General features: G+C 57.9%; 22 protein-coding genes. 11 read left to right on the top strand and 11 right to left on the bottom strand.

The features are described 5' to 3' along the window. Positions 1-41 precede the first annotated feature (41 nt). Positions 42-1028, top strand: a complete 987-nt coding sequence (locus tag E4656_RS15265) for a quinone oxidoreductase family protein (RefSeq protein WP_240753995.1) — start codon at positions 42-44, stop codon at positions 1026-1028. 53 nt (positions 1029-1081) lie between these two features. On the opposite strand, the gene E4656_RS15260 is transcribed toward E4656_RS15265, so the two are convergent. Continuing rightward, entirely contained in the window at positions 1082-1471 is a 390-nt protein-coding gene (locus tag E4656_RS15260; RefSeq protein WP_135484157.1) for a GFA family protein, read from the bottom strand. A 155-nt stretch (positions 1472-1626) separates the two neighbouring features. Here E4656_RS15260 and fos point away from each other — a divergent pair, with 155 nt between their 5' ends. Next, positions 1627-2025: a fosfomycin resistance glutathione transferase gene (gene fos / locus E4656_RS15255; protein WP_135484156.1), complete on the top strand. Its 399-nt coding sequence runs from the start codon at positions 1627-1629 to the stop codon at positions 2023-2025. Between the two features lie 8 nt (positions 2026-2033). On the opposite strand, the gene E4656_RS20655 is transcribed toward fos, so the two are convergent. Then, on the bottom strand, positions 2034-2165 hold the full coding sequence (locus E4656_RS20655; RefSeq protein WP_276605983.1) for a type II toxin-antitoxin system YoeB family toxin: 132 nt from the start codon (positions 2163-2165) through the stop codon (positions 2034-2036). A gap of 23 nt (positions 2166-2188) precedes the next feature. Between E4656_RS20655 and E4656_RS15245 the strand changes: the two genes are divergently transcribed. The 5 genes from E4656_RS15245 to E4656_RS15225 all read left to right on the top strand — a co-directional run bounded on the left by E4656_RS15245 (position 2189) and on the right by E4656_RS15225 (position 5551). Next, positions 2189-2818 carry a dihydrofolate reductase family protein gene (locus E4656_RS15245; RefSeq protein ID WP_135484154.1) on the top strand — a complete coding sequence of 210 codons (630 nt, stop codon included), beginning with the start codon at positions 2189-2191 and terminating at the stop codon, positions 2816-2818. A 110-nt stretch (positions 2819-2928) separates the two neighbouring features. Then, positions 2929-3270: an ArsR/SmtB family transcription factor gene (locus E4656_RS15240; protein WP_135484153.1), complete on the top strand. Its 342-nt coding sequence runs from the start codon at positions 2929-2931 to the stop codon at positions 3268-3270. Further along, positions 3267-3746 carry an SRPBCC family protein gene (locus tag E4656_RS15235; RefSeq protein ID WP_135484152.1) on the top strand — a complete coding sequence of 160 codons (480 nt, stop codon included), beginning with the start codon at positions 3267-3269 and terminating at the stop codon, positions 3744-3746. Before E4656_RS15240 ends, E4656_RS15235 begins: the two co-directional genes overlap by 4 nt. Before the next feature lie 439 nt (positions 3747-4185). Beyond that, on the top strand, positions 4186-4593 hold the full coding sequence (locus E4656_RS15230) for a VOC family protein (RefSeq protein WP_205849232.1): 408 nt from the start codon (positions 4186-4188) through the stop codon (positions 4591-4593). Positions 4594-4699: 106 nt separating this feature from the next. Further along, complete coding sequence (locus E4656_RS15225) at positions 4700-5551, top strand: phytanoyl-CoA dioxygenase family protein (RefSeq protein WP_167856087.1); 852 nt, start codon at positions 4700-4702, stop codon at positions 5549-5551. A gap of 97 nt (positions 5552-5648) precedes the next feature. On the opposite strand, the gene E4656_RS15220 is transcribed toward E4656_RS15225, so the two are convergent. After that, a complete protein-coding gene (locus E4656_RS15220; protein ID WP_135484150.1) occupies positions 5649-6242 on the bottom strand; it encodes a TetR/AcrR family transcriptional regulator in 594 nt (197 codons plus the stop codon). Between the two features lie 106 nt (positions 6243-6348). On the opposite strand from E4656_RS15220, the gene E4656_RS15215 reads away from it, so the two are divergent. Both E4656_RS15215 and E4656_RS15210 read left to right on the top strand, forming a co-directional pair. Next, positions 6349-7215 carry an alpha/beta fold hydrolase gene (locus tag E4656_RS15215; RefSeq protein WP_135484149.1) on the top strand — a complete coding sequence of 289 codons (867 nt, stop codon included), beginning with the start codon at positions 6349-6351 and terminating at the stop codon, positions 7213-7215. Continuing rightward, a complete protein-coding gene (locus E4656_RS15210) occupies positions 7212-8060 on the top strand; it encodes an alpha/beta fold hydrolase (RefSeq protein WP_135484148.1) in 849 nt (282 codons plus the stop codon). The genes E4656_RS15215 and E4656_RS15210 overlap by 4 nt, the downstream gene beginning before the upstream one ends. A 98-nt stretch (positions 8061-8158) precedes the next feature. Here the strand turns inward: E4656_RS15210 and E4656_RS15205 are convergent, their stop codons facing one another. From E4656_RS15205 to E4656_RS15185, 5 genes are all read right to left on the bottom strand, one after another. Continuing rightward, the gene (locus E4656_RS15205; protein ID WP_135484147.1) at positions 8159-9139 is read right to left on the bottom strand and encodes an NAD-dependent epimerase/dehydratase family protein; all 981 of its coding nucleotides are present in this window, start codon (positions 9137-9139) and stop codon (positions 8159-8161) included. Positions 9140-9149: 10 nt separating this feature from the next. Further along, complete coding sequence (locus E4656_RS15200) at positions 9150-9737, bottom strand: TetR/AcrR family transcriptional regulator (protein ID WP_135484146.1); 588 nt, start codon at positions 9735-9737, stop codon at positions 9150-9152. Between the two features lie 158 nt (positions 9738-9895). Then, positions 9896-10321 carry an SRPBCC domain-containing protein gene (locus E4656_RS15195; protein WP_205849231.1) on the bottom strand — a complete coding sequence of 142 codons (426 nt, stop codon included), beginning with the start codon at positions 10319-10321 and terminating at the stop codon, positions 9896-9898. A gap of 41 nt (positions 10322-10362) precedes the next feature. Beyond that, complete coding sequence (locus E4656_RS15190; protein WP_135484144.1) at positions 10363-11016, bottom strand: dihydrofolate reductase family protein; 654 nt, start codon at positions 11014-11016, stop codon at positions 10363-10365. Positions 11017-11126: 110 nt separating this feature from the next. After that, positions 11127-11948, bottom strand: coding sequence for a helix-turn-helix transcriptional regulator (locus E4656_RS15185; RefSeq protein ID WP_135484143.1), 822 nt, complete (start codon positions 11946-11948; stop codon positions 11127-11129). Between the two features lie 139 nt (positions 11949-12087). On the opposite strand from E4656_RS15185, the gene E4656_RS15180 reads away from it, so the two are divergent. After that, complete coding sequence (locus E4656_RS15180) at positions 12088-13665, top strand: MFS transporter (RefSeq protein ID WP_135484142.1); 1578 nt, start codon at positions 12088-12090, stop codon at positions 13663-13665. On the opposite strand, the gene E4656_RS15175 is transcribed toward E4656_RS15180, so the two are convergent. Then, positions 13658-14254, bottom strand: coding sequence for a glutathione S-transferase family protein (locus tag E4656_RS15175; protein ID WP_135484141.1), 597 nt, complete (start codon positions 14252-14254; stop codon positions 13658-13660). The genes E4656_RS15180 and E4656_RS15175 overlap by 8 nt on opposite strands. 10 nt (positions 14255-14264) lie before the next feature. Continuing rightward, entirely contained in the window at positions 14265-14714 is a 450-nt protein-coding gene (locus tag E4656_RS15170; protein WP_135484140.1) for a VOC family protein, read from the bottom strand. A gap of 133 nt (positions 14715-14847) precedes the next feature. Between E4656_RS15170 and E4656_RS15165 the strand changes: the two genes are divergently transcribed. Further along, the gene (locus E4656_RS15165) at positions 14848-15765 is read left to right on the top strand and encodes a LysR family transcriptional regulator (RefSeq protein WP_135484139.1); all 918 of its coding nucleotides are present in this window, start codon (positions 14848-14850) and stop codon (positions 15763-15765) included. Here the strand turns inward: E4656_RS15165 and E4656_RS15160 are convergent. Continuing rightward, complete coding sequence (locus E4656_RS15160; RefSeq protein ID WP_135484138.1) at positions 15762-16658, bottom strand: LysR substrate-binding domain-containing protein; 897 nt, start codon at positions 16656-16658, stop codon at positions 15762-15764. The genes E4656_RS15165 and E4656_RS15160 overlap by 4 nt on opposite strands. Between the last annotated feature and the right edge of the window lie 74 nt (positions 16659-16732).

The raw sequence follows: 16732 nt of genomic DNA, 5'->3' as shown, positions 1-16732 counted from the left end.
TCCACAAACCGTGATGCAGAAGCCTCACTCTGGAGAGAATGATGCGCGAACAAACCATGAAGGCACTCACGTTTTCCGATTTCGGAGCCGCTGACGTGCTGGAGTACCGCTCGGTTCCGGTTCCCGACGTCAACGACGGAGAAGTACTGGTCCAGATGCATGCCATCGGGCTCAACTACGCCGATATCCACCGACGAACAGGTGCCGTCGCCATTCAAGGCAAGGCTCCCTTCATCAACGGCTATGAAGGTGCCGGCGTCGTTGTCCACGCCAGGGCTTCCGGGTTCTCCGTCGGAGACCGCGTAGGCTTCGCGGACGCCCCCTTTGCCAATGCCGAGTATGTGGCCGTTCCCGAGACGAAGTTGATACCACTGGGCAAGGAGGTCGATATGGAGCTGGCTGCCACTGTGCTGTTGCAGGGGCTGACAGCCCAATACCTCAGCATGGACACCCACCCCGTTCAGCCTGGCGATACCATACTGGTGCACGCGGCGGCCGGCGGCGCCGGCCAGCTTCTGGTTCAGTACTGCAAGTTGCATGGGGCCCGGGTGATAGGCCTGACCAGAAGCCCGGAGAAAGCAGATATTGTCAGCAACGCCGGGGCCGATCACGTCGTGCTGCTGGATCATGACTGGGTATCGGAGGTCCTGTCTCTTACTGAAGGCCGGGGTGTGGATGCTGCCTTCGACAGTGTCGGCTCTACACTGACACAGTCTCTTGCGGCCACTCGGGACAAGGGCCATCTGATCACCTACGGCACTGCTGGTGGATACCCCTCGGATTTCGATATCAAGGATCTCATGACACGCGGTATCCGGCTTGGCGTGGGTGAACTGTGGAATCACCTGAACTCCAGAGACGAGCGGCTATCGCGCGCGCGGGAACTGTTCAGTCGACTGGAAAGGGGACAGATCAAGGCAAGACCTCCAACCAGATTCAAACTGTCAGAGGGAAGGGCCGCCCACCATCATCTCGAACAGGGCAAAAGCACCGGCAAGGTCCTGCTGATTCCGAATGCACGTTTCTAGCCCTGACGTTCGGATAATAGTGCGACCGATGCTGACAGTTTGTCTCGGGAGGCCTATTTGTTGTCACGGCCAGTCGTCTCCCCGGCCCCGACAACCTCGTAATAGTCGCCCTTTTCGTCGAGGCAGATGTGTTTTTCGGTCTGCAGGCCGGTGGGTTTGTCCAGTGTGCCTGTGCCGATGGAGGTATAGTCACTGCCATGCTCGCGGTAGAAGAGGTTGGAGCCACAGTGCTGGCAGAACGCTCGCCGGGCAATGTCGGAGGAGTCGAACCACTTCAGGCCACGGTCTTCCCGCAGGTGAATATCACGGGTCAGCGCCTGAGTGGCCGACCAGTAATGGCCGGTCAGCCGGCGGCAGATATTGCAGTGGCAGGCAATAGACGCACGCAACGGGCCGTGCACTTCATAGGCGACTGCGCCGCAGAGACAGGAACCGGTTTTCATGGTGTACACCCGACATTGAATCACCAGTGCTACAGTATAGTCGTGCCGCAACCCCTGATCCCCTGTGCTACCGTTTTTGGGCAAGATTGCGGTGCGTCCCGACAAGGTCTGATACGCTTCCCGTTGGAGACGAATTGGATTGGGGGTAATTCATCATGATCACCGGCATCAACCACCTGACCTTCACCGTCAGCAACCTGAACCGATCCATCGGGTTCTATACCGACCTGCTCGGCCTGCGACTGCATGTCTGTTGGGACAGCGGTGCCTACCTGACAGCAGGAGATTGCTGGCTGTGCCTGAGTCTGGGAGAACCACGGCCGGCCGGGGACTACACCCATGCCGCCTTCAGTGTCAGCGACGACCAGTTGCCCATACTGCGTGAACGACTCGGGGAAGCCGGTGTCACCGAATGGAAGCAGAACACCAGCGAGGGCGACTCCATATACCTGCTTGACCCGGACGGGCATCAACTGGAACTGCACAGCGGCAGCCTTGCCTCCCGGCTGGAGGCGCTGAAGGAGGCGCCTTATAAGGGGCTGGTGTGGTGCTAGAGTAACCTTCAGCAATGGTAACGAAGGTGGGCAATAATATAGAGCGCATCGTCTGTCACCTTGTAGACCATATGGTCCGAATCATTGATACGACGGGACCAGAGCAGAACACTAAAGTGTCTGGCCCGACAAACAGCCAAGTACAATCAGGAGGAACTACAGGATGGCTACTCATACCGCCAAGGTGTTTGCAGACATAGACATCAGCCTGGACGGATTTGTCGCAGGTGAACATATCAGCAAGAGTGACCCCCTTGGCAAAGGGGGTGAGCATTTGATCTGGTATGGAGATGACGTCAATGACGACAATGCCGATTTCGCCTCTGCATATGATTCAGTGGACGCCGAGGTGCTTGAAGAGTCCTCGGCCCGGGAAGGCGCTGTGATCATGGGGCGCAACACCTTTGATATTTCCATCGAGGAATGGGGTGAAACCCCGCCTATCCACAAGCCCTGTTTTGTTCTGACCCACAGGCCCACGCAGACAATCTCCAAGGACGGCGGCACCACCTTCACCTTCGTGTCAGACCTGAGAGCGGCTTTGGAGCAGGCTCAGGAGGCTGCTGCCGGGCGAGACGTCGGTGTGATGGGTGGCGCTGAGACCATTCGGCAGTACCTTGCCGAGGGGTTGCTGGACGAACTGCACCTGCATGTGGCTCCGGTTCTTCTTGGCGGCGGCACCCGCCTGTTCGACAACATCACGCCAGGCTCGGTGCATCTGGAAAAACTGCGTGTCCGGGATGGCGCCAAGGCCACTCACTTGCTGTACCAGTGCTCGAAGCAGCCCGGATGACCCCAGGCCGTAAAGCCCAGTAAATCAATTCTGATCGGGAACTCACTCTGGTTTCATCCATACCTTGACATGCAACCATTTAGTTGCATAATGTCCCCATGACTGACGATATGAATGCTGTTTTCAAGGCTTTGGCCGACCCTCACCGACGCGAGCTGCTTGATCGTTTGCACGCGCACAACGGCCAGACGCTGGGCGACCTGTGCGAACGCATGAGCATCAGCCGCCAGGGGGTTACCAAGCACATTGCGCTGCTGGAGGCGGCCAATCTGGTCGTGGTCATGTGGCAGGGCCGGGAGAAACTGCACTACCTGAACCCGGTACCGATTCAGCAAATCCACGAACGCTGGATCGGCAAGTTCGAGCGTGACCGCCTGCAAGCGCTGGAAACGCTCACCAGAGCGCTGGAAGAACAACCCGACGAACAATCAGAACGAGGATCAAAAAAATGAAAAAACCGGAATTTGTCTATGTCACCTATATCGATACCACCCCAGAGAAGGTCTGGCAGGCGCTGACCAACGGTGAGTTCACCCGCCAGTACTGGGGCGGCCGCAGCATCACCTCGGACTGGCAGGAAGGCTCGGAAGTGAAGCATCTGCAGGATGATGGTTCGCTGGACTGGGCCGGCAAGGTGCTGGAAGCCAACCCACCAAAACGACTGTCCTATACCTTTGACCCGGCAACCGATGATGAAATGCCCGGCTATGAAGGCGACAAGGTCGATCTCGACAACCCCGAGCCGCCGTCACGCGTCACCTTCGAGATTGACGAGTTCATGGGCAAGGTTCGCCTGAAACTGGTTCACGACCAGTTCGAGCCTGGCAGCAAGGTGCTGCAGGGCATCAGCGTGGGCTGGCCGGCCATCCTCTCCAGTCTGAAGTCCTTGCTGGAACAGGGAGAACCTCTGTTCCCTGACTGGCGGTAATCAAGCAACGGTAAATGCTCAACACGCCCAATCTGTTGTCTCTCTGGTGCAGGCTGTCGCTGTCAGCCTGCACCTGGTGTCCTGTTCCGGCACTGAATTCCTCCCCCGCAAAAGACCTTCAGTTTCAATACCCGCGATTGTCGAATCCGAGTTTTCTCACTCGACTATCACCTGACAAATTCGCAAATAGTTATCTGCTCGACGGAGGTCTGCAACCACATGAACTATGTACTCGTACCTGGCGCCTGGATGGGTGAATGGGGCTGGGAAGAACTCGCTTCGATGCCTTGCGAGAAGCACCGGCATGGAACTTCATCACAATCGATGGGGGACACTGGCCCATGCTTACGATCCCTGAAGTGCTGGCGGAGCATCTGCACCGGGCTGCGGTGAGCTCCTGATCTGGAGTCCCAACAATCACGTACAGAAAGAGGGTTATATGATGAACGACAAGCCGATTGTACTCAGTTTGCCAATAGCAGACCGAAAAACTGCGTTCAGTTTCTACCGGGGACTGAATCTGGAGCCACTGGGAGAACTCGGACGGGATGGGTTGCCCGAACCACTGCAGTTTCGGGTAAATCCGGGGCTGCACATAATGCTCGTACCCACAGTTGGCTTTGGTTGGATCATTGGCAACCATGAACCGGCACCGCCTGGAGCCAGTGAGTGCGTGCTGGGGATCACCACTGAATCCAGAGCCGAGGTGGATGAACTGATAGCGCGGGCGGAGCAGGCCGGCGGGCATGTGGTCTCTGCACCGGCTGATCAGCCCTGGGGCTATACCGGCTCGTTCAGCGACCCTGATCATCACCTGTGGATGGTGGTCAGTCAGCCTGAAGTGTGACCGCAAAACAGGCGCGCACAATGCCTCAGGCCGTCCATTTTTTACAAGTGCAGGTCAACCTGTTCAGTTAAGCTACCTGTGCCTGTATATAGGGAGGAAAGTGCTGATGACTATCCACAGTAGCAGCGAAAAAGTGGCTGGCATTCTGTCTGATGAGATGATCGGTCACTATCGGAGAGACGGATTCCTGCATGTTCCGGGCATGCTCAACGCTGACGAGGTAAGGGGTTACCTGGCGGAAGCACAGGCCATGTTCGAACGGGAGCAAATGGTCAGTTGGGATGAAGCCGGAGGCAATGTCATGGACTGGGTAGCCGATGTCGAGCTGCGCAGTGACGTCATGCGACGGTTGGTGCTGCATCCGCGCATTACAGCCATTGCGGAAGCATTGGCAGGCAACGCTCTGCGCTTGTTCAAGTCTGAACTGCTGCTAAAACGGCAGCAGGGCGCCACCGACACACCCATGCATATTGATGACTTTGCATTTCCTCTTGAGGATGCGCCCAATACCCTGACTGTGTGGGTGGCTCTGGTGGATGTGCCGGTCGAAAAGGGATGTATGACGTTTCTTGCGGGCTCTCACCGCCTGGTGTCTGCAGGTATGGCATCCTCGGAGGATGCGCCTCCCGAGGCCAGTTGGGAAGACATGATGATGAAGCCGCTGCAAATCTGGCCCGACCTGAATTGGTCCACGCGGGTTACCCCACCGCTGCGCGCCGGTGACTGTACGTTTCATCACGCGCGAACGGTACACATGGCTGGCACCAACCAGACCGGGCAGCCCAGATACTCTCTGGCAACGGTATACACCGATGCAGGGGCCCGTTATGCCCCAGGCCATATAGAGAGCTATGCTGACGATGAAAACATGGAGGGCTATCTGCCGCAGAGCATGAAGGGACTCCAGCCCGGAGATCCACTGCCGAACTCAAGGTTCCCTAAGATCAGGTCAGGCTGAGCGTGGCCAGACTGTCGTGTTGGCCAGCTAATCCGTCTCAATGGCCAACTTGGCCTCCTCACTCAAGCGCTCGCAGATCCCTTCAAACAGCCGAGCCTTAAACCTGCCCCTCTTCCCTTGCAATTGCCTGTAGCGCTGGCAGCATGACCCGCTCAATGTCGCCCTGGCTGGCACCCGCCAGCACAGGGTCTTCCAGCAGATAGCGGGCGATGGTCAACCCGAGTGTAGAGGCGTTGAGTACTGCAGCTCTCAGGGCGGCGTCCTCACCGCCGATCGTTCGGGCCACCTGCGCCTGAGTCTTCCCCATTACCTCATCACGCAGTACTTGCCTGGCCACCGAATGGGTCAAACAACTTCGAAGCAGCGCTACAGCACCGGCACGACGCTCAGGGTCTTCGAAGTCAGCGAATATATGCTCCAATGCCATCTGTGCAAGATCGCCCTGCTCGGCCTGCACCAGTGAGTCCGTATCCACCGTGGAGAGCGCGGCAGCGGCGAAGAGCCTGTCTTTGCTCCCGAAGTGCTGCATTACCAGCGCCGGATCGACCCCCACCTCCCTCGCCACAGCGCGGATGGTCGTCCCCTCATAGCCGTGCTCGGCGAACAACATCTTGGCGGTGGCCAGAATAGCGCTTCTTGTGCGTTCGCGGCGTTCCTTTCGGGATAGATATTGATCGTCAGATTCGCTCATGGCATTCACTCTACAGCCGTTGACTGAACTGAACAAGCACGATATTCTCAACATATGTTGAGCGAAACTCCGCCCACACTACATACAGCGTTCGCACAGGAGATCCATGACACAAAGGCTCATTACCGGTGGGGCTATTAATGTAGATGGAGCGGTTCTTCGCTATCGCTGTGAAGGGTCTGGCCTGCCAGCACTGGTAATCGGCTCAGCTATCTACTACCCAAGGGTATTCTCGCGCCAGCTGCGCAAAAGTCTGCGCCTGATATTCATGGATGTCCGGCACTTTGCGGAAGTAGATAACTCGCTCGACCCGGACAGGCTGTCTCTGGACACCTACCTGGATGACATTGAACGAGTTCGGGCACATCTTGGTCTGGATCGAGTTGTACTGATAGGGCATTCCCATCATGGAAATCTTGCACTGGAATACGCAAAAAGACGCCCCGAGCGAGTCACCCATATTGTCCTGATTGGATCGCCACCGGTGGATGTGCACGCCATCAGGAAAGCTGCGCAGCTATACTGGGAAGTCCATGCTTCTGACGAGAGAAAAACAACACTTCGGCAACGGCAGGCAGAGATAACAGACCAGACAACACGCGAACAGGCCTATGTGGCCCGGTATGTGGCTGACGGGCCAAGGTACTGGTACGACGCAAGCCACGATGCGTTGGCGCTATGGCAGGGGGTGCCCCTTGATATGGACATCATTGAAGTGTTTCGCGATTTCTTTGCCGATGGCTACGAACTACAGTGGAACCCCGGACAACTCGCCGCGCCCATACTGGTAGTCATGGGCGAATATGACTACGCCGTCCCGCACACGCTGTGGACCGAAGCGCGGAAAGCGCAAGCGAACCTGACCTTTCACCTGTTTGAACGCAGCGGTCATACGCCGCCGCTGGAAGAGCCGGAGGATTTTGATCGGGTATTGATCGATTGGCTCAAAGCAAATAGCCCGGAGGCAATATGAAAAGCAAAGTCATTACCGATAACGAAATCTCAATCCATACTGAAGCCTTCGGCGACCCCTCCCATGATCCGATCATTCTGGTCATGGGCGCCATGTCATCGGCGGTATGGTGGCCTGATGACTTCTGTAACGACCTGGCCGCAGCGGATCGCTACGTGATCCGCTACGACCACCGGGATACCGGCCAGTCAACCAGCTATGCGCCGGGCCAGGCGCCCTATTCGGTTGAAGACCTGGCCGATGATATTGTTCGCGTGTTGAATGGTTATGACCTTGAAAGCGCCCATCTGGTGGGGATGTCTCTGGGCGGGCTGCTGTCCCGACTTGTCGCGCTCAAATACCCACACCGGGTAAAAAGCCTGACGCTGATTGCATCGGAGCGCATTGATGAAACCGACCCCACCCTTCCCCCTTTTGATCCGGCCATACTCGAGTATCACCAACAGGCGCAAACGCTGGACTGGTCAGACAGAGATGCCGTGGTGGAATACCAGGTCGGCGCATGGCGAATCAACGCGGGCACGGCCCACCCATTTGACGATGAACTCATTCGCAATATCGCCCGAGCCAGTTTTGACCGCACGCCCAACGTGCTAACCACCTTCAATCACACCACGCTGGGCGGTGACGATGAGATCCTGAAAAGACTGGACGAGGTTATCGTGCCGACATTGATCATCCATGGCACCGAAGACCCGGCATTGCCCTATGCCCACGGTCTGGCGCTGAAGGCAGCAATTCAAGATTCGGAATTGCTGACACTGGAAGGGACGGGGCATGAGCTGCATCCGGGAGATTGGCCGGTGATTATTCATGCCATACAAAAGCACACAAACAGGCCCTGACCTTTGACCCCGGCGGTCCGACTCTGTGAATCTGGAAGGCCGGGGGTCACCCTCGGTCAGTGGCTACCGGGCCGAGGGTTGGAGCAGCAGCACAATATTCACCAGGAATGGTGTTCAAGCTCGGCCAAACCCTCGGCCCGACTGACAACCGGTTGATAATTGAGCTCGGCCTTCGCCTTGCTGATATCGATCGTGACTTCCACAGCGGACGTGGCCAGGGATTGGCGGGTGACCGGGCCGCGCAAGCGGCCACCGCTGAGGCGGCTGATCATATCGCCACCCCAGGCCAGTATTTTCAATAACCACAAGGGCACACTTTTATCCGGCGCGGTCATGCCCTGAGTCGCCAGCAACTCTGTGGCAAACTGACGGAACTCAACCGGCTCGGCGTCGGTTATAAAATAGACTTCACCGTTCTTGCCGTGTTCCAGAGCTGAGCTGATACCGGCACAGAGATTAAGAATATGCGTGGTGGAGGTGAGGTAATGGCCACCGTCAATCCAGGCCAGTTGACCGGATTTCGCGGCGTCAACCAATTGCGGCAAGGCTGTGGTGTCATCACGCCCCCAGACAAAGCGCGGCCGCACCACCACCACCGTGAAGTCATCGTCGGCACAGTTCAGGGCGATTTTTTCTGCGGCGGCTTTGCTGCGGCTGTATTCACCAATGGCTCGCCTGGGCAGGGGGTGGTCTTCACTGACCTGGTGTAAGGGTTGGCCATCGAGCAACACTGATTCGGTACTGATATAGAGCGCTTTTTTGATGCCCGCCCGGCGAGCGCTGTTCAGTACATTGAGGGTGCCATCAACATTGGTTTGATACTGGGATCTGGACTGGTTGTTGTGATCGGTATCGGCGGCGGCGTGGATCACCACCTGACAGCCGGCCATACCATCGGCCAGGTTGTCTGCGAGCAAATCACCACGAAACACCTGAGCACCCAGGGCCTCGATGCGAGCAGCGGAATCATCACTGCGGGCTAAAGCGACTACTCGGTGGCCCTGAGCAGTCAGAGAACGGATAAGGTTACGGCCGATGTAGCCACTGCCACCGGTTAGAAAGTAGGAAGTTGCTGTCATTTATCGATTCTCAAACCAGAGGTGTATGAAGGTTGTCGGTTGGGGTGCCGGGCTGAGAGTCCACCAGCCAGTTGATGTCGTCGAGGATGCTGCGCCGGACATCGTCCGGCCAATGCAGGTAATCCAGGGATTCCAGCAGCTTTAAACCTTCCAGCGCCAGATAGGCGAGGCGTGCGCCGCGTGGGTTTTTGGCGGTGTCGAGCACCGACGCCAGGGTTTGTTGTTGATTGGTTTGGATAATGCCGCGCAGCGTCTGATCCTGGGCAAGAGCGGCGCACAACTGCAGTGCAACGGCGCCAAACTCTTCCGGAAAGGGCTGGCTGGCGGCGTCGATGCGTCCCCGTATGGTTGGGCTGTCGACCGACCCCAGAGCCTCGATTCGACTTTGATTGAAGGCGTTGTCCCGGGCGGTGGCGCGACGAACGACAGCGGCAATCAAAGCCTGCTTGTTTTTGTAGTCGTAGAGCACTGATGCCTTACTGACGCCAGCCTGGGCGGCTACTGCTTCCAGGGTCAGGCGGGTGGCACCATCGCGGGCGACGACTGCTTCAGCCGCATCCAGAATGCTTTCCTGATCAATACTGCGTGTTCGAGCCACAATCTACGCTCCAATTAATAACCATCTGGACGGATATTAATTGGAGATCGTATTTGATGTAAAGCAGGATGTGCTTCTTGTTGGCGACAAACATTGACCTCGCACGCTTTCGGGAGGGTCGTGGTCGATGACTCTGCCTCCCTTGATTCGCCTGGCCGCTATTCTGACTCCAGAAAAGCCGCCAGGTTGGCCAGCGTGGAATTCAGCCCGACTTCATGATCTTCCGGTCGGATGCCCGCCGGCACATTTTCGCAGCGGACGGTGACCAGCGTACCGTCCGTTCCCGGCTGAAAGGTCCAGATCATGCGCATCACGCCCGCGAACTGAGGGTCACTGCTATCGAAGGCGATGGCTTGTTCAATGCATTCCCCATCAACAAGGCGCACCCACTGGGCAGAAAACTCATCGGCATCAGCCGTGGTTTTGCCCTGCCCCGGTTCGCTGTAGGTCAATCGCATTCGGTAGGAGCCGCCTTCACGAAAATCAAACGCAAGCATGGTGCCGGTCATGCCGGCAGGGGCCATCCACTGCACAATGGCGCTCGGCTCCGAGAAGGCCCGATATACGGCTGTTGGGGATGCCACGATGTATCTGGATGCACTATCGACTCTGTCTGAATTCGTCATCACCCCTCCTGCCGCTTGAGTACGATATGAGTCGCGTGCTCGGTACCGACGTGCTCAACACACTGATAACCCAGTGCTTTCAGGTCAATCCCTTCGAACAACGGCTCGCCCTGGCCCAGTATCACCGGAGAGATGGCAATGTGCATTTCGTCCACAAGGCCAGCGCTGAGGGCCTGGCGAATGGTATCGGCACCACCGCCGATGCGCACATCCTCGCCCTTGGCGGCGGCGCGCGCCCGCTCGATGGCTTCCTGGATACCACCGGTGACAAAGTGGAAGACGGTGCCGCCTTCCATCTCCAGTGGCGGGCGCTCGTGGTGGGTCAGAACAAACACCGGCACGTGGTAGGGCGGGTTGTCACCCCACCAGCCTCGCCAGTTGAAATCAGGCCAGGGGCCGCGAATGGGCCCGAACATGTTGCGCCCCATCACCCAGGCACCAATATTGGTAAACCCACGGGCGGCGAATGTTTCATCAACGCCGGTTGTACCACCATCCTTCCCGAAGACCGCCCGCTGGAAGGTGCGGGTAGGCAGCGCCCACTGATGCAGATCCGGCCCGCCTTCGCCCAGTGGGTGGTCCAGGCTTTGATTGGGGCCGGCGCCGTAGCCGTCCAGCGAGATCGAAAAGCTCTCGACGCGTACAAGAGTCATGGTGTACCTCATTTAAGCAGAATGTCTGTCGGGTAGTCGCACCGGACAGAGTGATTTCGACAGTCCATACAAAAAAGTGGCCGCTGTTAACCCCCATGCCGGGACCAGCATTACTCAGCGCCTGGGCTTTTGGGCTCACCTTCGGCTGCAAAGTACACCACCATCCACAGATGCCGGTGTTCATCCACCGTTAGCACCTGATGCTCAAACTGCTGCGGCTGACCACTGGTATCCAACATGTTGCATATGCCCTGCATATAGCTGCCCTGTGCCGGCATACTCCACCAGCGCTTAAAATCCGGCGAGACACTCTTCAGTTCGTCGACCAAACTGACCAGCGCGGGGTCGTCCGGCGCCATGGCCAGATCACAGCGAAACTGGGTGAGCACCTTGGGGGCTTCTTCGCGCCAGACCGGCAGGCGGCGGCGAAGTTCGGGGTCGGCGAACAGCATCCGCAACAGATTGCGGCCTTCCTGGTTGCGTGAATTGAAGTCAAACAATGCATCCGCGGCCGCATTCCAGGCAATCACATCCCAGCGCATATTGATGACATAGGCCGGACGCGCGGCCAGGTCATCCATCAAAATCTGAACCCGAGGCGGGATTTCCTGCCACTGATAACCCTCAGGCGGCGGTGGCCGACGGTGGGCCAGCAGGAACAGGTGACAGCACTCGGCGTCATCCAGTTTCAGTGCCCGCGAGATGTTGAGCAGGAAATCTTCCGACACACTGATATCACGCCCCTGCTCGAACCAGGTGTACCAGGTCAGTCCGACGCCAGCGAGCGTGGCCACCTCCTCCCGTCGCAGGCCAGGTGTGCGGCGGCGTCCGGTCACAGGCAGACCCACATCCGCCGGGGTCAGCTTGTGGCGGTGATGCAGCAGGAAATCGGTCAGCTCGCTGCGAGTGCGAGCCAGAGTACGCTCAGCCATGGAGTGTCCTTGGTTTGCCGCCTGGAGAACGGCCTGTTACCACTAGTAATAGGATAATTGGCTATATTGTAACCCTATAAAATCAGTCTCACAATGCGGTCATTTCCCGCTCCCGGAGCGCTTGATATCAGGAGATGACATGACATCAGAACAACTATCCTTATCACCCACCCATACAATCACCGACGCCGGTCTCCGGGAGTGGGCTGGCCTGGCGGTGCTGGCATTGCCCACATTCCTGCTCGGCCTGGATGTGACCTTGCTGTATCTGGCACTGCCTGCCATTGCTACCGATCTGCAACTCAGCAGCACCCAGGCATTGTGGGTGATGGATATTTACGGCTTTTTGATAGCGGGTTTTCTGATCACCATGGGTACGCTGGGGGACCGTATTGGGCGCCGCCGTTTGCTGATGATCGGCGCCACGGCGTTTGGGGCGGCTTCGGTACTGGCCGCTTTTGCACCCAGCGCGGAGATGTTGATCGCCGCCCGAGCGGCCCTCGGCATCGCCGGCGCAACGCTGATGCCATCCACCCTGGCGCTGATCAGCAACCTGTTCACCAATCCCCGCCAGCGCGGTTTGGCGATTGGAGTCTGGGCAACGATGTTTGCCCTGGGCATGGCAGCCGGGCCATTGGTGGGTGGTGTGCTCTTGGCGAGTTTTTGGTGGGGAGCGGCATTTCTGGCGGCGGTACCGGTGATTATCCTGCTGCTGATTTTGGCCCCGCAACTGTTGCCGGAATACCGTTCTACAGACGCAGGCCCACTCGATCTGTTCAGTGTGTTGCTGTCACTGGCAGCGATCCTGCCCATCATCTATGGCATCAAGGAAATCGCCAAGGCAGGCCTGGCTGCGGGTCCACTGCTGGCGATCATGCTTGGAGCCATGTGCACCCTGTGGTTTGTGCGCCGCCAGCAGCAATTGGCCAGCCCCTTGCTGGATATGCGCTTGTTCGCCAGCCGCACTTTCACGGCAGCACTGGTCGTGTTGCTCACGGGGCTGGTGGGTGTCTCCGGGGTCATGTTGCTGGTAACGCAATACCTGCAACTGGTGGCGACATTGTCGCCGTTGGTAGCGGGCCTGTGGATGGGGCCACCGGCATTGATGATGGTTATTGCAGGCATCGCAGCACCACTGATTGCGCGGCGTATTCGCCCCGGCTTTGTGACCGCTGGAGCTCTGTTGATATCCGTTGGCGGCTACCTGTTTTTGGCGCGGCTGGGGATCAGCAATCTGTGTATTTTTCCCTCTGAACTCATTCAGGCAGTGGCGGGCTTTTCGTTGGTCTACTTGGGCCTGGGTTGCATCGCAGCCCTGGGCACCGACCTGGTAGTCGGAGCCGCCCCACCGGAACGCGCCGGCTCCGCTTCAGCCATGTCGGAAATGGCACAGGAGATGGGAGTAGCACTGGGAGTCGCACTGTTAGGTAGTCTGGCTACACTACTGTACCGCGTTCAGGTGACGGATATTCTGGCTCAGACTCCACAGCTCGGCACCGAATTGACCAGCGCTCTCAGCGATAGCCTTTGGGCAGCCACCACCATAGCCGGAGAGTTGCCTGCCGGCACGCTGGATGCAGCCAGAGCGGCCTTTCTTCAAGGACTGAATACGACCGCCGCCGTTGGCGGAGTCGGCATTCTCGGTGTGTCCGTGCTGGCTGCCGTTTCTCTCCGGCATGTGCGCAATGACGAAGGCCAGGACATCGAACTTACCTGACCCCGGGCATGCCGACGAACCCCGGCAGCGCCTTGGTGCGTTCGATCCAGGCCTGAATGGCCGGGTAATCATTGAGCGTCACGCCGCCTTCCCAGCCCACCGCCAGGTATGGGAACACGGCGCACTCGGCGATGGTCGGGCGACCGAGCGCCAGCCAATCGTGTCGGCTCAGGTGTTGTTCGATCAACGGCAAGAGCTGGGCGCTGACTTCCAGTGCCCGCGCCTTGTTCAACGGGTAGCCGAACTTCTCCACCAGGCGGGCAGTATTGGGGCCGTTGTGAATCTCGTTGGCAGCGGTCGACAGCCATTGCATCACCTCGCCTTGCTGCGCGGCGCCATCCGGCCACCACTGGTTGCCGCCATAGCGTCGCGCCAGATACACCAGAATCGCCTGCGAGTCGCGCAGCACGACATCACCATCAACCAGCACCGGCAGTTCGCCCCAGGGGTTGAGATCAATGAGCGGGGGTCGCTTGTGCGCGCCGCCTGGGATATCCACAGGTTCCAGTTCCAGTTCGATACCCACCAGGGCGGCAAACAGACGGACCTTGTAGCAGTTGCCGGACAGTTCCAGATCGTACAGTTTCATGACAGGTGCCTTATCGGGTTATGGATTCGGGGGATGTACTTGCAGACGCGGGTTCAGCCACCAGTTGGTTGAATTCCAGGACATTCCTGTCCGGGTCACGAATGAACAGGGTGATTCGACGCGGGCCCAGGCGATGAATGCCCTCGGTAATGGCGATACCGGCTTCATCAAGCCAGTCTTTCAGGGCATAGAGGTCATCGACCACAAATGCCGGGTGTGTCACACCGGGCAGCTTGATCGGCTCATCCAGCAGCACATTCCGGCCATGGGGCAGACGGGTGGCGTTGAAGATCAGATTGATGCGTACACCGTCAGATGTTTCCATTTCATTGGCTTCGTATTTCTCGAAGCTACGAACCTCCCGAAACCCGAGCTGTTCATAAAAGGCCACGGCCTGCTGGCGGTCACTGACCCGAATACCGACATGATCAAACTGACGAATAGGCTGAGGTTGCTTCATTGCTGATTCCGAAGATGCGACATTGCGGTGCCATTAGACGCCGTTTGACGGATGCGATAAATGCCGCCAAGCTGTCAGTGTTATTCAGTTTTTTGCACAAATCCTTCCTTTCAGGCTGCAGCGGAACCCGCCGATGGACAAGCTCAAGGCCATGAGTACCTTTGTCGCCATTGTGGATCAGGGCAGCCTGTCTGCCGCTGCCGAGAAGCTGGACCGATCTCCGGCCGCCATCGTGCGCACCCTCGCCAACCTGGAACAACACCTGGGTGTGCGTCTGCTCAACCGCAGCACGCGTCGTATCGCGCTCACCGATGAAGGCAGTGAATATCTGCAGAATTGCCGCCGTATTCTGCTGGATGTTCAGGCCGCCGAGTTCCAGCTCGACAGTCGACGTGCCGACCCGGCCGGCAAGCTGTCGATTACTGCCCCGGTGATGTTCGGTCGCCTGCACCTGGCACCGCTGCTGAACCAGTGGCTGAAGCAGAACCCCACCATGAGTGCAGAGCTGACGCTGCTCGACCGGGTCGTGGATGTGATTGAGGAAGGCTTTGATCTGGCCCTGCGTATTGGCCACCTGGCCGATTCCTCGCTGGTGGCGCGTACCATTGGCAGCACGCCTTATGTACTTTGCGCCAGCCCGGCGTTGATCGAACAACGCGGGCAGCCTACGCATCCCGAGCAGCTGTCAGACTGGCCCACGGTGTGCTTTTCACCTTCCGGCGAAGTCTGGCAGTTTCAGGTAGAGGGCAAGGTCTGGGAGCAGCGCATCAACCCCGTGGTGAGTGCCAATCAGATCGATACCGGGCTTGCCGCCGCCCGCGACGGCCTGGGCATCTGCCGGGTGCTGGGCTATCAGGCACAGCAGGATCTGGAGCGTGGCACCCTGGTACCGATATTGACCGAATACAGCGCCCCTGCTTTGCCCGTGCAGTTTGTGTTTCCCCACAGCCGTCTGCTGTCACCGCGCGTGCGGCAGTTTCTGGATGCTGTGGCAGGGCCCTTGCAGGAGCGCCTGCAAGACGGAACTGCGGGATTCTCCAGGCTTGCTTAACTCGGATGACTTAGCGTGGCTTCAAGCCACTCAATAAATGCCAGTACGCGCCCGGAGAGCTGTTTGTTGCGCAGATAAATCAGGTCTATCCGTCCGTCCGGCATGCGATAGTCCGGCAGTATTTCAATCAGCTCACCCGAGTTTATGTATTTCTGAACCGCCTTCGTCGGCAGTTGAGCAATGCCCAGTCCACCCAGGCAGGCGTCTGTATAGGTCACTGTATTGTTCACATTGATGCTGCTCATGACCCTGGTCTTGTATACCTTGCCAGCCTGTTCATAGACAAAATCCACTTCCGGGTTGCTGAGCCGCCTGGCATAAGACACCAGAGCATGATGTCGGAGTTCTGCCAATGAAGAGGGGATGCCGAACTGCTCGCTATAACGGGTACTGACATAGTTCCCCATGCGCACATCCATCAGTTTCTTGACCGTAAAGTTGCCCTGGGCGTAGGCCCCGCTGCGAATCACGAGATCCACGCTTTCGCTCGCAACATCTATGAAGTCATCCGTGGAACTCAGATCAATCAGGATCTCCGGGTATTGCGCACGAAACTCGCGCAGGTAAGGCAGGACCATTTCCTTCGCAAAATTCACCGGCATGTCGATTCGTATTCGACCACTGAGCAGCTGTCCGGAGCGCCGGAAAATGCCTTCCAGTTCATCCACATCGTTCAGTACTTTCAGGCACTGCTCCAGGAATAGCTCGCCTTCAATGGTTAGTGAGACACTGCGGGTCGTGCGGTTAAGCAGTTGCACACCCAGGCGCGTTTCAAGGCTTCGTACAGTGGTTGAAACTGTTGCCCGGGGCAGGTTCAGCAATTCTGCGGCTTTGGTGAAGCTGAGCTGTTCCGCCACGGTCGAGAACACTCGGTAGGTCTGCATCTTGTCCATGGCCGATCAATCTTCTCAATTGTTATTGGTTTTCATAACAATGAGTTTAGATCTTTAAGATTTATCCTGAAAGC

The organism is Natronospirillum operosum (genome assembly GCF_004768465.1).
GTDB lineage: Bacteria > Pseudomonadota > Gammaproteobacteria > Pseudomonadales > Natronospirillaceae > Natronospirillum > Natronospirillum operosum.
This window is presented reverse-complemented; position numbering and strand designations above follow the sequence as displayed.

What these genes read in the sequence shown, in the direction of transcription:
- E4656_RS15180 (WP_135484142.1), top strand. Translation starts at nt 12,088, where the DNA reads ATGACATCAGAACAACTATCCTTATCACCCACCCATACAATCACCGAC.
- E4656_RS15170 (WP_135484140.1), bottom strand. Translation starts at nt 14,714, where the DNA reads ATGAAGCAACCTCAGCCTATTCGTCAGTTTGATCATGTCGGTATTCGG.
- E4656_RS15225 (WP_167856087.1), top strand. Translation starts at nt 4,700, where the DNA reads ATGACTATCCACAGTAGCAGCGAAAAAGTGGCTGGCATTCTGTCTGAT.
- E4656_RS15245 (WP_135484154.1), top strand. Translation starts at nt 2,189, where the DNA reads ATGGCTACTCATACCGCCAAGGTGTTTGCAGACATAGACATCAGCCTG.
- E4656_RS15215 (WP_135484149.1), top strand. Translation starts at nt 6,349, where the DNA reads ATGACACAAAGGCTCATTACCGGTGGGGCTATTAATGTAGATGGAGCG.
- E4656_RS15265 (WP_240753995.1), top strand. Translation starts at nt 42, where the DNA reads ATGCGCGAACAAACCATGAAGGCACTCACGTTTTCCGATTTCGGAGCC.
- E4656_RS15210 (WP_135484148.1), top strand. Translation starts at nt 7,212, where the DNA reads ATGAAAAGCAAAGTCATTACCGATAACGAAATCTCAATCCATACTGAA.
- E4656_RS15220 (WP_135484150.1), bottom strand. Translation starts at nt 6,242, where the DNA reads ATGAGCGAATCTGACGATCAATATCTATCCCGAAAGGAACGCCGCGAA.
- E4656_RS15230 (WP_205849232.1), top strand. Translation starts at nt 4,186, where the DNA reads ATGATGAACGACAAGCCGATTGTACTCAGTTTGCCAATAGCAGACCGA.
- E4656_RS15205 (WP_135484147.1), bottom strand. Translation starts at nt 9,139, where the DNA reads ATGACAGCAACTTCCTACTTTCTAACCGGTGGCAGTGGCTACATCGGC.
- E4656_RS15175 (WP_135484141.1), bottom strand. Translation starts at nt 14,254, where the DNA reads ATGAAACTGTACGATCTGGAACTGTCCGGCAACTGCTACAAGGTCCGT.
- E4656_RS15240 (WP_135484153.1), top strand. Translation starts at nt 2,929, where the DNA reads ATGAATGCTGTTTTCAAGGCTTTGGCCGACCCTCACCGACGCGAGCTG.
- E4656_RS15185 (WP_135484143.1), bottom strand. Translation starts at nt 11,948, where the DNA reads ATGGCTGAGCGTACTCTGGCTCGCACTCGCAGCGAGCTGACCGATTTC.
- E4656_RS15165 (WP_135484139.1), top strand. Translation starts at nt 14,848, where the DNA reads ATGGACAAGCTCAAGGCCATGAGTACCTTTGTCGCCATTGTGGATCAG.
- E4656_RS15190 (WP_135484144.1), bottom strand. Translation starts at nt 11,016, where the DNA reads ATGACTCTTGTACGCGTCGAGAGCTTTTCGATCTCGCTGGACGGCTAC.
- E4656_RS15235 (WP_135484152.1), top strand. Translation starts at nt 3,267, where the DNA reads ATGAAAAAACCGGAATTTGTCTATGTCACCTATATCGATACCACCCCA.
- fos (WP_135484156.1), top strand. Translation starts at nt 1,627, where the DNA reads ATGATCACCGGCATCAACCACCTGACCTTCACCGTCAGCAACCTGAAC.
- E4656_RS15260 (WP_135484157.1), bottom strand. Translation starts at nt 1,471, where the DNA reads ATGAAAACCGGTTCCTGTCTCTGCGGCGCAGTCGCCTATGAAGTGCAC.
- E4656_RS15160 (WP_135484138.1), bottom strand. Translation starts at nt 16,658, where the DNA reads ATGGACAAGATGCAGACCTACCGAGTGTTCTCGACCGTGGCGGAACAG.